The 18305-nt window shown below is 37.8% G+C and carries 15 protein-coding genes and 1 other annotated feature; of the genes, 2 read left to right on the top strand and 13 right to left on the bottom strand.

All coding sequences use genetic code 11. The annotated features are described in order from the left end of the window. Positions 1-42: 42 nt before the first annotated feature. From FS802_RS18925 to hemA, 11 genes are all read right to left on the bottom strand, one after another. On the bottom strand, positions 43-1005 hold the full coding sequence (locus FS802_RS18925) for a stage II sporulation protein B (RefSeq protein ID WP_098654359.1): 963 nt from the start codon (positions 1003-1005) through the stop codon (positions 43-45). 165 nt (positions 1006-1170) lie between these two features. Beyond that, positions 1171-2472 carry a bifunctional folylpolyglutamate synthase/dihydrofolate synthase gene (locus FS802_RS18920; protein WP_144525364.1) on the bottom strand — a complete coding sequence of 434 codons (1302 nt, stop codon included), beginning with the start codon at positions 2470-2472 and terminating at the stop codon, positions 1171-1173. Positions 2473-2564: 92 nt separating this feature from the next. Beyond that, positions 2565-5210 carry a valine--tRNA ligase gene (locus tag FS802_RS18915; protein WP_000072220.1) on the bottom strand — a complete coding sequence of 882 codons (2646 nt, stop codon included), beginning with the start codon at positions 5208-5210 and terminating at the stop codon, positions 2565-2567. A gap of 37 nt (positions 5211-5247) precedes the next feature. Next, positions 5248-5480: a binding site (T-box leader), on the bottom strand. A 172-nt stretch (positions 5481-5652) separates the two neighbouring features. Continuing rightward, the gene (gene ysxE, locus FS802_RS18910) at positions 5653-6678 is read right to left on the bottom strand and encodes a spore coat protein YsxE (RefSeq protein ID WP_000350663.1); all 1026 of its coding nucleotides are present in this window, start codon (positions 6676-6678) and stop codon (positions 5653-5655) included. Between the two features lie 62 nt (positions 6679-6740). Beyond that, positions 6741-7718 carry a stage VI sporulation protein D gene (spoVID, locus tag FS802_RS18905; RefSeq protein WP_000179735.1) on the bottom strand — a complete coding sequence of 326 codons (978 nt, stop codon included), beginning with the start codon at positions 7716-7718 and terminating at the stop codon, positions 6741-6743. A 109-nt stretch (positions 7719-7827) separates the two neighbouring features. Beyond that, positions 7828-9117, bottom strand: a complete 1290-nt coding sequence (gene hemL, locus FS802_RS18900) for a glutamate-1-semialdehyde 2,1-aminomutase (protein WP_048541355.1) — start codon at positions 9115-9117, stop codon at positions 7828-7830. Next, positions 9117-10106: a porphobilinogen synthase gene (gene hemB, locus FS802_RS18895; RefSeq protein WP_098654357.1), complete on the bottom strand. Its 990-nt coding sequence runs from the start codon at positions 10104-10106 to the stop codon at positions 9117-9119. Before hemB ends, hemL begins: the two co-directional genes overlap by 1 nt. A gap of 20 nt (positions 10107-10126) precedes the next feature. Then, positions 10127-10879: a uroporphyrinogen-III synthase gene (gene hemD, locus FS802_RS18890; RefSeq protein WP_098654356.1), complete on the bottom strand. Its 753-nt coding sequence runs from the start codon at positions 10877-10879 to the stop codon at positions 10127-10129. 2 nt (positions 10880-10881) lie between these two features. Next, positions 10882-11811: a hydroxymethylbilane synthase gene (hemC, locus tag FS802_RS18885; RefSeq protein WP_064474682.1), complete on the bottom strand. Its 930-nt coding sequence runs from the start codon at positions 11809-11811 to the stop codon at positions 10882-10884. A gap of 15 nt (positions 11812-11826) precedes the next feature. Then, positions 11827-12660 carry a cytochrome c biogenesis protein gene (locus tag FS802_RS18880; protein ID WP_000008998.1) on the bottom strand — a complete coding sequence of 278 codons (834 nt, stop codon included), beginning with the start codon at positions 12658-12660 and terminating at the stop codon, positions 11827-11829. Between the two features lie 17 nt (positions 12661-12677). After that, a complete protein-coding gene (gene hemA, locus FS802_RS18875) occupies positions 12678-14012 on the bottom strand; it encodes a glutamyl-tRNA reductase (protein WP_000547843.1) in 1335 nt (444 codons plus the stop codon). Positions 14013-14427: 415 nt separating this feature from the next. Between hemA and FS802_RS18870 the strand changes: the two genes are divergently transcribed. Then, positions 14428-14880 carry a MarR family winged helix-turn-helix transcriptional regulator gene (locus FS802_RS18870; RefSeq protein ID WP_000138543.1) on the top strand — a complete coding sequence of 151 codons (453 nt, stop codon included), beginning with the start codon at positions 14428-14430 and terminating at the stop codon, positions 14878-14880. A 2-nt stretch (positions 14881-14882) separates the two neighbouring features. Then, positions 14883-15299, top strand: coding sequence for an organic hydroperoxide resistance protein (locus FS802_RS18865; protein ID WP_000359787.1), 417 nt, complete (start codon positions 14883-14885; stop codon positions 15297-15299). A gap of 37 nt (positions 15300-15336) precedes the next feature. On the opposite strand, the gene ysxC is transcribed toward FS802_RS18865, so the two are convergent. Both ysxC and lon read right to left on the bottom strand, forming a co-directional pair. After that, positions 15337-15933: a ribosome biogenesis GTP-binding protein YsxC gene (ysxC, locus tag FS802_RS18860; protein ID WP_000869124.1), complete on the bottom strand. Its 597-nt coding sequence runs from the start codon at positions 15931-15933 to the stop codon at positions 15337-15339. Next, the gene (gene lon, locus FS802_RS18855) at positions 15930-18260 is read right to left on the bottom strand and encodes an endopeptidase La (protein ID WP_000097312.1); all 2331 of its coding nucleotides are present in this window, start codon (positions 18258-18260) and stop codon (positions 15930-15932) included. Before lon ends, ysxC begins: the two co-directional genes overlap by 4 nt. Positions 18261-18305 lie beyond the last annotated feature (45 nt).

Below are 18305 nucleotides of genomic sequence, written 5' to 3'. Positions count from 1 at the left end.
AAGAAGTACCTATACTTCTTCCTTCGTCATTTCATTATCCTATTATTTCACCTTTTGGGAAACAATTTTTTCATATGAAAGTATACCATCAATAATAACTTGATTTAATTTCGCCAAAGATTCCTTATCACCTTTTCCATCCTTCACTGTTTGCACAGCTACTGACGTATACATATACAATTTCTTTGCTTCTTCCTGCTTCATACTTTTCCCTTCTTTTTCAATTGCTTTCCACTCTTTTTCAATCGCACCTATATCTTTTGCATTATTTTTTCCACTAGCTTGTACGCTGGAAGCATATTTTGCTAAATGAGTATATAATGGCTGTACTTTTGTTAAAAACGCCCCAACTTCTTTATCATCTTTAAGTAACGCTTTATCTGTTATATCCCAGTTCTTTTTCAATACGGAGACATTATCATTTTTATACTGCGTCATTAATTGATTTATGCCTTGTTCATCGCTAGCAATACCAACAACTAATGCATACTTATCACCGCTCGGTTTTAAAGCTGCAACGCCTCCATTACCTTTCCACTCTTCAAGAGCGGCCTGTCCCTTTTCTTCGGAAGAATAAATCCCTCCTTGCACAAAAAATAATTTCATTGGATCTAATGACGTTCCTGTCTGTGCTTTTTGTTTTTCCTCTTTTGGTGCCGGTGTTTGTTCTGCCGTTCCACCCACCTTTGATTCTTCATTTCGCATCTGCTTCGAAGCTGTTACTTCGCTTCTCCCTGTCGCACCTTGTCCTTTAAGTAACTGTAGCATTCCCATCCCAAACGCCGTACCAATAACAATCGCAGTTGCAACGATTGCAATTAACGTATTGCTCCACTTCTTTCGTTTTTTTTCCTTAGACACCAATTTCGCTTTTTGAAACGGAACAACGTTTTTCGGTCTTTCACTTTCTACTACCATCCATTCAAATTCATCTTTCTTCTTCTCCTCATACTTCGCTTCTGTTCCATTCACTTTCACTGAGATCGTTCGTGATTGCTTGTCCATACACTCACACCTCACCTCTTATCGTTGTCCGCATCATATCATATTCATTTCACAAAAAAACGAGATATTTGTCAGAGGAATTCGCCAAATAACCCTATATATTTATCTTATATGTATGCATTTGACTTCATTTGTAGAACAAAAAAACTAGATAGCAAAGACTATCTAGTTTTTCTCGCGAATATATTTTCGAACTTCCGAAATGAAATAAAGAGAACCTGTTATGATAAAAACATCATTTTCTCCAATCATTTCAACCTTCGTATCAATTGCCTCTTTCCAATTTTCAAAAACTAGTTTTGACTCTTTCTTTGCATACGATGCAAGCTTTTCAGCAGAAATAGCACGATCAAAGGCGAATGTTGTAAAAATAATTTCATCGGCAATGGTTTCTAATTGATCTACCATATTATGCAATTGTTTATCACCTAGGGCAGTAAATAAAACTATTACATTTTTATTTTTGTAATGTGATTCTACTGTTTTCACAAGACTTTCGATACCTTCTGGGTTATGGGCACCATCTATAATAATATCTGGATTGTTTTGCAGTTTTTCAAATCGCCCAATCCAATACGCTTCCTGTAATCCAGTTCTTATTTCTTCTTCCTCAATTAAAAATGATAAGTATGTTTTGACATACATGACTGCCATAAGTGCAAGTGCTGCGTTTCCTACTTGGTGAACACCTTTCATTGAGATTCGCACATCTTCAAAGGTGGCGAAAGGACAAGTGAAATCGAACTGTTCTCCATCTTCGTCAGACTGTTTATGTGACGCTGTAAAATGCTTGCCCATCTCGTATAAGTTTGCATGATTTTCCTTTGCAACTTTTTGAATGACTTGCAATGCTTCCTCATCTCGTACACCAGTAATAACTGGAACACCAGACTTAATAATCCCCGCCTTTTCATATGCAATTTCTCCTAGTGTGTTCCCTAAAATATGCATATGATCGTGGCCGATATTTGTAATAATCGTAAGAACAGGATGAATAACATTCGTAGAATCAAAGCGCCCTCCAAGCCCTGTTTCAAATAAAACAACATCACAGAAATTAACTTTACCGAAATAACAAATTGCCATAACAGTAATAATTTCAAACTCAGTCGCTTCCCCTAAATCCGTCTCATCTAGTTTTTCAACGACTGGCTTTACCATCTTTACAAGTTCAGTAATCTCTTCATCTGCAATTGGTGTCCCGTTCACACTAATACGTTCGTTAAATGTTTCAATATAAGGAGAGGTAAATGTTCCTACCTTATATTTTACATCTTCTAACATGTAGCGCATATATGTTAACGTTGAACCTTTTCCATTTGTACCAGCAAGATGAACACATTTTATGTGACGCTCTGGATTTCCGAGCTCTTCTAGCATCCATCTCATTCTTTCTAATCCTGGTTTAATACCAAACTTCAATCGGCTATGAATCCACCCTATCGCTTCTTCGTATGTATGTATCACGTATGCTTTCCCCTTTCAAAAGACAACCTTCATACTCCTATTATACGCAAAGAAAAGAGACTCACCAATATAGTGAGCCTCTAAAAAACATTTTACTTTTCAAGATCTGCTAGACGTTGGCGAACTGCTTCACGTTTTTCTAGGTAGTCTTGTTCTTTCGCACGCTCTCCGTCAATAACTGCTGCAGGAGCTTTCGCTACGAAACCTTGGTTTGAAAGTTTCTTCTGTACACGTTCTACTTCTTTGTCGAACTTCTCAAATTCTTTCTCAAGACGTGCTCTCTCTTCATCAAGATTGATAAGATCAGCTAACGGTAAGAATAACTCTGCACCTGATACGATTGCAGTCATTGCTTTTTCTGGTGCTTGTAAATCCGTTTGAATTATTAATTCGCTTGGGTTACAGAAACGCTCAATGTAAGAGCTGTTTTTTGTAAGTTGAGCAAGTACAGCCTCATCTTTTGCTTTAATTTGCATTTGAACTTTTTTGCTCATCGGCGTATTAACTTCTGCACGGATGTTACGAACAGAGCGAATGATATCAACTAGAAGGTGCATTTCTGCCGCAGCTTCTGTATCTTGTAAATCTTCGCGAACTGTTGGCCACGCTGCTACTGTAATAGATTCGCCTTCATGCGGTAAATGTTGCCAAATCTTCTCTGTTACGAATGGCATGAATGGGTGTAATAGACGCATTGTTTGGTCTAATACGTAAGCTAAAATAGAACGAGTTGTTTTCTTAGCTGCTTCATCTTCACCGTATAGTGGAAGTTTCGCCATTTCAATGTACCAGTCACAGAAATCGTCCCAAATGAAGTTGTATAATGAACGACCAGCTTCACCGAACTCATATTTATCCATGTTACGCGTTACGCTTTCGATTGTTTCGTTTAAGCGAGTTAAAATCCACTTATCCGCAACTGATTTTTCACCAGTTAAATCGATTTCTTCATACTTCATATCATCCATGTTCATTAATACGAAACGTGATGCGTTCCAAATTTTATTAATGAAGTTCCAAGTAGACTCTACTTTTTCCATACTGAAACGTAAATCTTGACCTGGTGCGCTTCCTGTTGATAAGAAATAGCGCATTGCATCTGCACCGTACTTCTCGATAACATCCATTGGATCAATACCGTTACCAAGAGATTTACTCATTTTACGTCCTTGCTCATCACGAACTAAACCGTGAATTAATACATCTTTAAATGGACGCTCACCAGTAAACTCTAAACCTTGGAAAATCATACGAGATACCCAGAAGAAGATGATGTCATAACCCGTTACTAATGCATCTGTTGAATAATAACGTTTAAAGTCTGCTGAATCTTCATCCGGCCAGCCAAGTGTTGAGAACGGCCATAACGCTGAACTGAACCATGTATCAAGTACGTCGTTATCTTGATTCCAGTTTTCAATATCTGCTGGTGCATCTGTACCTACGTATACTTCACCAGTTTCTTTATGATACCAAGCTGGAATACGGTGTCCCCACCATAATTGACGAGAAATACACCAGTCGTGAATGTTTTCCATCCAGCGTAAGTATGTGTTTTCAAAACGTTCTGGTACGAACGTTACTTTCTCTTCTTCTTTTTGTTGAAGCTCTACTGCCTTCTCAGCAAGTGGAGCCATTTTTACGAACCATTGTGTTGATAAGTAAGGCTCAACAACTGCACCACTACGCTCACTATGACCTACTGAATGCATATGAGGCTCGATTTCTACTAATACGCCCGCTTCTTGTAAGTCCTTCACTAACGCTTTACGGCATTCGAAACGATCCATACCGTTATACTTACCAGCTTTTTCGTTCATTGATCCATCTTCGTTCATTACTAAGATACGTGGTAAGTCATGACGGTTACCTACTTCAAAGTCATTCGGGTCATGAGCTGGTGTAATTTTTACAACGCCTGTTCCGAAATCTTTTTCTACGTACTCATCAGCAATAATTGGAATCTCACGGCCTACGATTGGAAGTGTAACTGTTTTCCCGATTAAATGCTTGTAACGATCGTCTTCTGGATGAACTGCTACTGCTGTATCACCAAGCATCGTTTCTGGACGAGTAGTCGCAAGACGAATATGACCAGAGCCATCTGTTAACGGATAGTTCATATGGTAGAATGCACCTTGAACTTCTTTATGAATTACTTCAATATCAGAAAGAGCTGTGCGTGTTGCTGGGTCCCAGTTGATAATATATTCACCGCGGTAAATCAAGCCTTTTTCGTATAATTGAACGAATACTTTATTAACCGCATCAGATAAACCTTCGTCTAATGTGAAACGTTCACGAGAATAGTCTAGTCCTAAACCAACTTTCCCCCATTGTTGACGAATGTGAGACGCGTATTCCTCTTTCCATTCCCAAGCTTTTTCAAGGAATTTCTCACGGCCAAGATCGTAACGTGAAATACCTTCTTCACGAAGTTTCCCTTCTACTTTCGCTTGTGTTGCGATACCTGCATGGTCCATTCCTGGAAGCCATAATACATCGTAACCTTGCATACGCTTCGTACGAGTTAAAATATCTTGAAGAGTTGTATCCCAAGCATGACCTAAGTGTAACTTACCAGTTACGTTCGGAGGTGGAATTACAATTGTGTATGGTTGTTTCTTCTCATCTCCTGTTGCTTCGAAATATTTGCCTTCAAGCCACCATTGATAAAGGCCTTCTTCAACGGACATATGATCATATTTAGTTGGTAAATTCTTTTCCGTGTTTGACATTATTTTCCCTCCTTAAAATAAAAAATGCCCCTCATCCAAAAAGGACGAGGGACATCGCGGTACCACCTTTATTTACAAACAAATTCAGGAATTTGCTTATACTCTTAATTTGATAACGGACAAATCCGTCTTTTCCTAATGAGAACTATTCCGTTCAGAAAAGATGCTCCAGGGCTACCTTCTAACATAACTATCTAGAGAATCTCCCAGCTAATGATTCTCCTCTCTGAAGACGTTTCTTGTTATACTCTTCCCCTTCAAGGCATTTATATGATTGTTAATTATTATATACAATAGTGTAAAAAACGAAACCCTATTCGTCAAGATAAATTTAATACTACGGCTTTTTGGGCAAAAAAAGAAGATAAGTAGCATCCTCTACTTATCTTCTTTATCCCGCTATTTGCGGGCAGTAAGATCCCCCACTAATTAAAGTTTCACTTTATCCGTTCCCTTGCTGGGCAGCTTGTAATTGCGAAAGGAAATATTCTATATTGCTAACGAGCCAATGCGATTGTTGTAAGCTCTTTACTCCGAGAAGTTCATTTTCCTCATTGCGACTCTCTCTTCTTTTCTTATAAGACTGGATTTGCCGAATAAATTGCGATGGATACGTCATATACGCAAACATGAGTAGTTGCTCTTCTTTCGTAAAAGGGAAATTTTTTTGGTACATTTGATACCATTCAAACCGATCACTTCGCGCAATTGGATACGTGTTTAAAGACCGAGAATAAAAACCAACTATATCTTGCACTGGTGTTGCAAACTTCGATTTTTCTAAACTAATAAAATAGCCATTCCGTTCATAATCAAATAAGAAATGATTAAGCGATACGTTACCATGCACAAAAGTAATACGTGTTTTTTCTTTTTCCTTCATCGCATCGTTCCACTCAGTTAATTGCTTCGTTGCAAACTCACGCGCCCTCATTACATGATGATAGTACGTACAATATTGCAATTCAAACGGAGACATATACCACTTCGCTTCAGATTCTACGAGAAACTCTTCTAACATCTCACCATCATTCTCCCAGCGATCGGATATATTTGTATAATGTTTTTCTAGATCTTCTTCTGTATACGTTTCTTCTTTCACCGTTTTTTGATGTAACGTCCCGAGAGTTTGAAACATTTTATGGTATTGATCATTATCCTCGCCGTTGCCTTCCGCACGTTCTAACCAAGGCATTAAATAATAATTATACGTCCCGTCACTTAAAATATAATTTCCATCCGTCGCATGGTATATAGGTACATAATTTGAAAAACCGTTCTCCTTCAAATATTGAATATGGTGCAAAAAGTTATTCCGCTCTAACTTCCCGTCTTCTATTTTCTTGAGCGCATACGGACCTTGATTCGTGTAAATTTTCGTTACACTTCCGTGCTCTTCCATATGCTGTGTATCCAATCTATATTGCCTTACAATGGGTTCATAGCGATTTCGTAATTCAATATCCATACGAATAACCCTTTCTATTCAAAACATGGCCTTTAGGAAAATAAGTGAGTGAAAACACTCACTTATTTCGCTTTTGCCCTTGAAACAGGAATATAAATAATTTGTCCCGCAGTTAAATATATATCTTCTGTTTGATTGACACGATATAAGTTTTGTACAGACGTTTCATAACGGTCTGCAACAGATTCGATTGTATCCCCTTCTTGCACGAAATACATTCTTAACTTTGTAAATTCTTCTTCCGGTTCTTTCGTAAATATTTTCGTTAAATAAAGTGCATTTTCATCCCGCTGTGAATACGTTTCTTCTTCTTGTTCTTCTTGTTTTTTCGCTTTTTCTTTCTTGAAATCTTTTCTTCCGAACAATTCAAATTGTGGCGTTGATTCTTTCTCCTCTTCACGCTCTACAAATTCATGTTCTTCTATTTCCTCTTCCTCTACTTCCTGCTCTTTTCTTTCCTCTAGTTGAAACGGTTCAAATGCGTAATCTTCCCACTCATCTGATTCCTTATAGACTGGTTCTTCTACGTGCGGCGCAGGTCTATTTTCATCTTCTTGTGCGGAATCAGCCTCTAACTCAGCATACGCTGTTTCTTCCTCTTCATCCTCGATTCTTTCTTCATCACATAAACCAGTGATAGATATATCCGCTAATAATTGTAAGCAACCATTTTCCTTTAATTCATAATCAAATTCCTCAATAGATACATATAGTTCTTCAATTACTTTCACACGGTTTCTCGGAATTGATATTTCAAGCGGAAAGGAATGAACAAGTTCATTAACCCCATCTTCCCTTGTTTCTACATAATCAATTGACTTCGCTGGCGATAAATCTCTTAATGAATAAGCCGAATCATCTTGCCGCGCAACATACTCTCCCGTTAAATCTAATTGCCCTCTCACGATAACTTCATGATCAAGCTCTTCTATCTCAACGTCTGGATCTAACGAAATTGACAAAAGTTCTTCGACTTCCTGTCCTTTTTGGAACCAAACAGATTCTTTTAATGAAAAACGTAATGAATGATCTGTTGCCACTTCTTTTCCCCCTCCCAAACTATATGTCATTACAGATTTATGTATGGAAAGCTGACTTTATGAATAAAAAAAATCGCTCCCCTTATGGAGAGCGATTTTCTTTCAACAATTAAGCTTTTAATTTTGACATTGCAATTTCAGCTGCTGCAATCGTCGCTTCAATATCTGCATCACTATGTGCTGTCGATAAGAATAGACCTTCGAATTGAGATGGTGGCAAGAATACACCTTGTTCTACCATTTCACGATAGTAAGCCGCAAAGAATTCTAAGTTTGAAGATTTTGCTGCATCGTAATTAATAACTTGTTCATCTGTAAAGAAGATACCAATCATAGAACCCGCACGGTTAATATGGTGCGGAATGCCATGTTTTTCAGCCGCTTTACGTAAGCCAGCTTCTAACATTTCAGCTTTACGCTCAAATTCTACATATGATTCTGGCGTTAACTGTACTAACGTTTCATAACCTGCTGCCATTGCAAGTGGGTTACCTGATAAAGTACCTGCTTGGTAAATCGGTCCGCTCGGTGCAACTTGGCGCATAATTTCTGCTTTACCACCGTATGCTCCTACTGGTAAGCCACCACCGATTACTTTACCTAAACAAGTTAAATCAGGTGTTACACCGTAATAACCTTGTCCGCAATTATAAGCAACTCGGAATCCTGTCATGACTTCATCAAAAATAAGCAATGCACCATTTTGCTCTGTTACTTCACGAAGACCTTCTAAAAATCCTGGTTGCGGAGGAACAACACCCATATTTCCTGCTACTGGTTCTACAATTATACAAGCAATATCATCACCAAATTGTTCGAAAGCGTATTTCACACTTTCTAAATCGTTATACGCTACGGTAATCGTATTTTTCGCTACACCTTCTGGTACACCAGGGCTATCTGGTAAACCTAGCGTCGCCACACCAGAACCCGCTTTAATTAATAACGAATCACCATGACCGTGGTAACAACCGATGAATTTCAAAATTTTATTACGTCCTGTATAACCACGAGCTAAACGTAGCGCACTCATTGTCGCTTCTGTTCCAGAGTTAACCATACGTACAATCTCAATTGATGGTACGCGCTCAATAACAAGTTTCGCTAATTTATTCTCAATTTCCGTTGGGGCACCGAAGCTTGTTCCTCTTTCAGCAACAGATTTTAAAGCTTCAACAACACGATCATTCGCATGACCATGAATTAAAGGACCCCATGATAATACGTAATCGATGTATTCATTTCCATCGATATCATATACTTTAGAGCCTTTTCCGCGCTCCATAAACAACGGATTCATACCAACAGACTTAAAAGCACGAACGGGGCTATTTACGCCACCAGGCATTAAATCTTGTGCCTCTTCAAACGCCGCAATCGACTTATCAAACTTTTTCATTATTTAGCGCCTCCTTCTTGTAACCATCTTGCTGCATCTTTTGCATGATACGTAATAATTAAATCTGCTCCTGCACGTTTCATGCTAATTAATTTTTCAAGTACAACTTCTTTTTCATTAATCCAACCATTTTGCACTGCTGCTTTAATCATCGAATATTCACCACTTACGTTATAAGCAACGACTGGTAAATTAAAGTTATTTTTCACATCACGAACGATATCTAAGTAAGAAAGAGCTGGCTTTACAATTAAGAAATCTGCCCCTTCCATTACATCTGATTCTGCTTCACGGAATGCTTCCATACGGTTCGCTGGATCCATTTGATATGTTTTACGATCACCAAATTGCGGGGCACCGTGCGCCGCATCACGGAATGGTCCGTAAAATGCTGATGAATATTTCACAGCGTACGACATTACTGGTACGTGTCCAAAACCATTTTCATCTAATGCATGGCGAATTGCTGTTACGAATCCGTCCATCATGTTTGATGGCGCAATAATGTCCGCTCCTGCTTTCGCTTGGCTTACAGCTGTTTTCGCAAGAACTGCAAGAGACTCGTCATTTAAAATAATACCATCTTCAATTACACCGCAATGACCATGGCTTGTGAATTGACATAAACATGTATCTGCAACTACTACTAGCTCAGGGAATTCACCTTTAATTTGCTTAATTGCACGTTGCACAATTCCATGATCACAATATGCTGATGATCCAACTTCATCTTTTTCAGCAGGTAAACCAAATACAATAACAGAACGAATACCTAAATCAACAACCTCTTGCATTTCAGCTTGCAATAAATCTAAAGACATTTGATATACGCCTGGCATAGAAGGCACTTCATTACGAACATTTTCTCCTTCTAATATAAAAATAGGGTAAATAAAATCTTCCGTATGTAAAAACGTTTCACGCACAAGCGCACGCATATTACCGCTTTGTCTTAAGCGACGATGACGATTAAATTGTAAAGAGTTCATAGATTTCTATCCCCATTCTTTTATTTTATAGATTCACAAATGCATTGTAGTAATGCTTCTACAGTGTACTCTTTCGGCATAATAACATGTGGAAAATAAAGGATCGCCTCTTTTTCCGTAATAGGCCCTATACAAGCAATTGTACAGTTTTTTGTCCATTCTCTCCAGTTTGTACCCTCAAGTAAACGAACAAAACTAGTAACAGTTGAAGGGCTAGTAAATGTAATAATGTCTACTTTCCCTACTTCTAACGCTACTATAAGCTCTTGCCTTTTCTCTATATTCTCTTTCGTACCATATACGATTAGCTCCTCTAGAGAAACACCAATTTCGCGAAGTGCAACTGGAATTACATCTCTTGCTAAATTCCCTTTCGGAAATAAAATGCACTCGTTTCCACTTAGTCTTTTTACAAATTCTTCTGCAAATACTTCTGCAACAAATGAAGTTGGAACGAAGTCCACTTGATAGCCCCGCTTTTCTAACTCTAACCTTGTTTTCACGCCTACTGCAGCAATTTTAGTCTTTGCGGGTAACTTCTTTCTCAAACTATCTAGAAAAAAAGCTACCCCATTTTTACTCGTAAAAATAACCCAGTCATACGAATGCAGCTGCCCTGCTATATGTTGAATTTGCCTATGAGACATACCTTCCATACGCAAAAGCGGAATTTCCAATGGAATTCCGCTCTTTTCTTTCACCGCTACACTCATTTGTTTCGCTTGATGCTGGGCACGTGTAATTAATACCGTTTTGCCAGCGAGAGCGTTCATATTTATTGTTGCCCCTTATTTGCAGCAAGAATGAGTTCTTTTGCGCCTTGTTTAATTAAACGGTCCGCAGCCTCTAATCCTACTTCCTCTGGATTAGTTCCTACTACTGTCTCTTTCAATAAAACAGAACCGTCCATAGAACCGACAAGAGCTGTTAATTCGATTGCATCATTTTCTGTAAGAGTTGCATATCCAGCGATCGGAACTTGGCATCCACCTTCAAGTTTATGAAGAAAGACTCGTTCTGCTGCGACTGTCCTTTCTGTTACTGCATCATTCATATGCGCTAACAACTGTAGTAAATCCTTATCATCCTCACGGCACTCAATCGCTAATGCACCTTGTCCTACAGCAGGTACACATAACGTCTCATCTAAATGTTCTGTAATAACTTCATTATCCCAGCCCATTCTTTGTAATCCAGCTGTTGCTAAAATGATTGCATCGTAATCTTCTTCTTGTAATTTACGTAAACGTGTATCGATATTTCCTCGAATCCACTTCACTTGTAAATCTGGTCTCGCAGCTAATAATTGTGCACTGCGTCTTAAACTACTCGTACCTAAAATAGCGCCTTCTGCTAACTCTTTAAACGATGCTCCGCTTTTTGAGATAAAAGCATCACGAGGGTCAACACGCTTTGGTGTACAACCAATCATTAATCCTTCTGGAAGTACGGCCGGCATATCTTTCATACTATGTACAGCCATATCAATTTCTTTCGTAAGTAACGCATGTTCAATCTCTTTAACAAACAAGCCTTTTCCGCCTACTTTTGAAAGAGTAACATCTAAAATAACATCACCTTTTGTGACGATTTCTTTCACTTCAAATTCATATGGTAAACCTAGTGCTTTTAACTGATCAATAAACCAGTTTGTTTGCGTTAATGCTAATTTACTCTTTCGTGACCCTACAATAATTTTGCGCATAATTCTCTCTCCTCATTATAAATACCAAAAGTGGAAGTTGGATAAACTGCTTAATAGAAAAATATTGATTAGCATTACGAGAAATGCTCCGATGTTCCACTGCACGATTTTCTTCCCTTGCAACACATCTGCCACTCGTAAATATAGGCCAGCACAATATACAAATAGAACGACAAAAGACCCAATCACTTTCGTATCATACCAATGGAAATTGTCCAATTTCGTATATCCCCATATGCATCCTAATAAAATAGCTAGTAAGAAAAATGGAACAGAAAATAAATTTAATCCGTAAGACATCGATTCTAACTTCGGTAAATTCCCTAACCTTCTTAATCTCGCATTCCATTTTTTCTTTTTTAATAGGCGATATTGCAATAAATACATAATAGAAAAAATGAACGATACAGTGAAAGTTGCATAAGAAATAATAGCCATACCGACATGTACATATACAAGTTCTGAAACTAATTGCTCTGCCAGTACCGGCGACATCTTTCCGAGCGGTGTAAAAATAGAAAAAGCGCTTACGCCAAATGCGACAACATTTGTAAAAAAGACTAAAAAGTCAATTCTCATAAATCGATTAATGACTAACGACATCGTAATCAATAGCCAAACATAAAAATAAATCCCTGATAATAAAGTTAATATAGGGTTCGTTTCTGAATCTGTAGCCCTGAGTAACATAAAGATAGACTGCAGAACCCATACAATCGAAAGTAACCAAAAAGCAAATCGGTTCGCCTTTCGGTTACTTTGGAAATAATCTATAAAATATAAACTAATGCTACAAGCATATAAAATAATTGCAATATGATAAATAATACTGTTATTTAAAAAACTCATCCGATCATCCTTCCAAATTATAAAGATGGAACGGATGGTGTCCACGCTCTTTTATGTTCTACTTCTTCCGCACAACTCTCTACATCTTCCATTTCCAAGTCAAAAATCTTTGCAAATAACGCTAATTTTTCGTCTGCTCCCTTTTCAGCGGCTATCTCTTTCGCTACTAAAATTGGGTCTTTCAATAATTGATTAATAATACTTTTCGTATGCTTACTAATTACTTTTCTCTCACGATCACTAAGATTCGGTATTTTTCGTTCCAAGCTTTCCATCGTTTCACTTTGGATAGCAAGTGCCTTATCACGAAGAGCTGCTATTAACGGAACAACACCAAGTGTACTTAACCACGTTTTAAATAAAACAATTTCCTCTTCAATCATAAATTGAATTTTCTCTGCTTCTTTCAAACGCTCAGCACGATTTGCTTCCACTACTCCTTGCAAATCATCAATGTCATATAAGAAAGAACCTTCTAGTTCATCAATCGCTGGATCAATATCACGTGGCACTGCAATATCCACCATAAATAACGGACGACCAGAGCGCATTTTCTCTACCTTTGTCATCATCTCTTTCGTAATAACATATTCAGATGCACCAGTTGAACTAATTAAAATATCTGCTTCTAATAATGCACATTGCAATTCACTTAAAGGCTTTGCATGTCCCATATATTTCTCAGCCATTACTTCCGCTTTCGTAAACGTCCTATTCATGACTGTTACTTTTCGAGCACCGCTTCCATATAAGTTTTGCAGTGCCAGTTCACCCATCTTACCAGCACCAAGAATAAGCACATGACAATCTGTTAACTCACCAAATATTTTCTTTCCGAGCTCAACAGCAGCATAACTAACAGACATCGCACTTTCACCAATCGTCGTTTCTGAGTGCGCACGTTTCGCTAACGTAACCACCTGCTTAAACAACTCATTAAAAATTGTGCCTGTCGCTTTTACTTGTTGCGCTTCTAAAAAGCTATCTTTTATTTGGCCTAAAATCTGTGTTTCTCCAACTACCATAGAATCTAAACCGCACGTCACGCGGAATAAATGATCTATTGCACCGTCTTGTTCAAAAATAGTTAAATATGGTGCGACTTCTTCTATTTCAAACTGAAACCAATCAGCTAAAAACTTCTTAATATAATACCGTCCCGTGTGTAATTGATCGACAACAGCGTAAATCTCAGTGCGATTACAAGTTGATACAATGACATTCTCTAACACGCTCTTTTGATTTTGTAATGTAGTCATTGCTTGCTCTAGCTCTGCTGCCTGAAATGTGAGTTTCTCACGAAATTCTACAGGGGCTGTTCGATAATTTACACTAACAACAAGAATATGCACGCAGCATGTCCCCCTTCACCCGTTTTATCACTTTATCTACTATCATAATACAACTTTCCTCTTATGAATCTGACAATCGTGTGAACAACCGATTATTTTTTATTTATTCTCCGTATGTAATAAAGGAGATTCAGTAAAACTAATAAAGATTTTCTACTTTATAATGATTATAAATTAATAACTCTATTTGTACGTTACCAAAAAAAGCCCTCATAATCAAGTGATGGAAACTATTCCATATGAATTATAACATCATCTTTCCTATCTTCTTTCATCATGAAGGAAAATATGTATGATTGTTCCAAATTGTAGCACAAACTTTCTCAATACAATGTATTTGACATTGTATTTCTTTTTCGTTATATTGGTTTTACAAAATTAAATTGTGCACAACTTAATCAGGGAGGAGTTATGTATGACAGAGAATTCTTTACATCTAGATAACCAACTTTGTTTTTCTATTTACGCCTGTTCTAAAGAAGTTACCCGCTTTTATCGACCATATTTAGAAGAGATGGGTATTACGTATCCCCAGTACATTACTTTACTCGTACTATGGGAGCAAGATGGACTAACAGTAAAAGAAATTGGAGAACGTCTATTTTTAGATTCCGGTACGTTAACACCTATGTTAAAACGAATGGAATCATTAAAACTTGTAAAACGCGTTCGTTCCAAAGAAGATGAGCGCAAAGTTTGTATTAAATTAACAGAACAAGGTAAAGATTTAAAAGAAAAGGCTTGTTCATTGCCGACAACAATGGCAACAAATTTAGGAATTACAGAACAAGAATATCGTTCTTTATTAATTCAATTAAATAAACTAATTGAAACAATGAAAACAATTAATGATAGAAAAGGGGAATAAACATGGATAAATTATATACTGCTTCAGTAACTGCTACAGGTGGAAGAAACGGAAGAGTAATTTCAGATGATGGCATATTAAATCTTGATGTAAAAATGCCGAAAGCACTAGGTGGTGCAGGCGGAGAGGCAACGAATCCAGAACAACTATTTGCTGCTGGTTATGCCGCTTGTTTTGATAGTGCATTACAACTTGTCATTCGTACAAAACGTGTGAAAGTAGAAAGTACAGAAGTAACTGCTCACGTTTCTATCGGAAAAGATACAGATGGTGGTTTCGGCCTATCTGCTGTACTTGATGTACACGTTGCTGGCGTCTCTCATGCCGAAGCACAAGAACTTGTAGAAGCCGCTCACGGTGTATGTCCTTATTCGAAAGCAACAAGAGGTAATATCGAGGTTACATTAAACGTAAGATAAAAAAAATTTAGTAAATAAAAAAAACGCGCGACATTCGTCACGCGTTTTTTGTTTTTGTCATTCTATGAATTGCCTTCCACGCTTCTTCTTTTCCAAGTCCTGTTTCAGACGAGAATAGAACGATTTCATCGCCAATTTCAACAGCAAGCGTTTCTTTTACAACTTTTAAATGCTTTTGCCATTTCCCTTTCGGAATTTTATCGGCTTTCGTCGCAATAATAATTGTTGGGATTTCATAATGTTTTAAGAAATCATACATCATCACGTCATCATTTGTTGGTTGGTGACGTAAATCAACTACTAATACAGCTGCGTCTAATTGCTCACGCGTTGTAAAGTAAGTCTCAATCATCTTGCCCCATGCTGCGCGCTCTGTTTTAGATACTTTCGCATATCCATAACCTGGAACGTCAACAAAATGCATCATCTCATTGATTAAGAAAAAGTTCAACGTTTGCGTTTTCCCTGGTTTAGAAGAAATACGTACTAACTTTTTACGATTTAAAATTTTATTAATAAAGGAAGACTTCCCGACATTTGAACGACCTGCTAATGCAATTTCTGGTAAATCACTGTCTGGATATTGTTCTGGTTTAACAGCACTAATTACAATATCTGCTTTTGTTACTTTCATTGTTTCACTCCTACTAATGCGTGCTCCAATACTTCATCTAAATGAGATGCAAGCACAAACGTAAGGTTTTCTTTTACGCTTTCTGGAATATCATCTAAATCTTTCTCGTTTTCTGCTGGCAAAATAATTTTTGTTAAGCCTGCGCGGTGAGCACTTAATGTTTTTTCTTTTAAACCACCAATTGGTAATACACGACCACGAAGTGTAATTTCACCTGTCATCCCCACTTCTTTACTTACAGGAATACCTGTTAGCGCAGAAATAAGTGCCGTTGCCATCGTAATACCTGCTGACGGTCCATCTTTTGGAACTGCTCCTTCTGGAACATGAATATGAATATCATTTTTCTCATGGAAATTCGGATCAATCTGAAGCTCTTCTGCACGAGAACGAATATAGCTAAACGCTGCTTGTGCGGATTCTTTCATAACATCCCCAAGTTTACCCGTTAAAATTAATTTCCCTTTACCTGGCGCTACAGACACTTCAATCGCAAGTGTATCACCGCCTGCTGCTGTATACGCTAACCCTGTTGCCATACCAACTTGGTCTGTTTTTTCGGCTTGCCCATAACGGAATATGTGCTTACCAAGTAGATCAACAATGTTTTTCTCTGTTACTACAATGCGCTTGCGTTCTGCTGTAACGATAATTTTTGCTGCTTTACGACAAACTTTTGCGATTTGACGCTCTAGTGTACGAACACCAGCCTCACGTGTATAATAACGAATAATTTCAAGAAGTGCTTCATCACGTACTTGTAAATTACCTTTTCGTAAGCCATGCTCTTTTAATTGTTTTGGCAATAAATGTTCACGGGCAATGTGAACTTTTTCAAGTTCTGTATAGCCAGCAATCGAAATAATTTCCATACGGTCAAGCAACGGACCTGGAACACTTGAAAGTGTATTCGCAGTTGCTACAAACATAACTTTCGATAGATCATACGGTTCTTCAATGTAATGATCACTGAAGTTATGGTTTTGTTCTGGGTCTAACACTTCAAGTAATGCCGCTGATGGATCTCCACGGAAGTCGTTAGACATTTTATCAATCTCATCTAATAAAAAGACTGGATTAACTGTTTTCGCCTTTTTCATACCTTGAATAATGCGTCCTGGCATCGCTCCAACGTACGTACGACGGTGACCACGGATTTCCGATTCATCACGTACACCACCAAGGGATACACGGACAAAATTACGATTTAATGATGTTGCAATCGAACGCGCTAACGAAGTTTTCCCGACCCCAGGAGGTCCTACTAAGCAAAGGATAGGTCCTTTTAATGAATTCGTTAACTTCTGTACAGCTAAATATTCGAGTACGCGCTCTTTCACTTTCTCAAGACCGTAATGATCTTTGTTCAAAATCTCTTCAGAATGAGCAAGATCAATCATATCTTCTGTCGCTTCTGTCCATGGAAGTGCTAATAACCAATCCATATAATTGCGAATAACACCGCTCTCCGCAGAACTTGCTGGTAACTTTTCATAACGGTCTAATTCTTTCAGTGCGGCCTTCATTGTTTCTTCAGGCATCCCCGACTGTTCAATTTTCTCACGAAGTTCTTCAACTTCCCCGCCCTTACCTTCTTTATCACCAAGTTCAGTTTGAATCGCCTTCATTTGCTCACGTAAGAAATACTCTTTTTGCGTGCGCTCCATTGAACGTTTCACTTTTTGTCCAATTTTCTTTTCTAAACTAAGTAACTCTTGTTCATCTTGAATAATTGAAATAAGTGTATGTAATCGTTCCTTCACAGATACAATCTCTAAGATTTCTTGTTTCTGCTTCGTTTTAATCGGCAAGTGAGAAGCTATTAAATCAGCTAATCTTCCTGGCTCTTCTACATCAGCTACCGTTGCAAATGTTTCATTTGAAACTTTTTTCGAAACTTTAATATATTGTTCGAAATGCTCGAGTAATGTACGCATAAGAGCTTTCTCTTCTAGATCATCTTCCACTTCTTCAGTTACCGTTTTGATAGAAACCTGCACTACATTCTCTTCTTCGATAAACTCTACTACTTCAGCTCTATGTAAACCTTCTACAAGGACACGAAGCGTACCGTTCGGCAATTTTAACATTTGCTTCACTTTCGCCACTGTACCTACACTATATATGTCATCTTCTTTCGGATCATCGATATTCATTTCTTTTTGCATCGCTAAAAAGATGATATTTTCATCCATTGCCGCCTGCTCTAGTGCTTGTATCGATTTATCACGTCCTACATCAAGATGCAGAACCATCGTTGGATATACGAGAACGCCTCTTAATGGTAGGAGGGGTACGATTCTTTCATTCGTATTCATACTAGACATAGCACCTCCATAATAAATTAAACTCCTGTTCAACTATTTTATATT

The sequence above is a fragment of the Bacillus sp. DE0042 genome (genome assembly GCF_007680225.1).
Lineage (GTDB): Bacteria > Bacillota > Bacilli > Bacillales > Bacillaceae_G > Bacillus_A > Bacillus_A wiedmannii.
The sequence above is the reverse complement of the archived record's forward strand: the minus strand, read 5'-3'. Positions and strand labels throughout refer to the sequence as shown.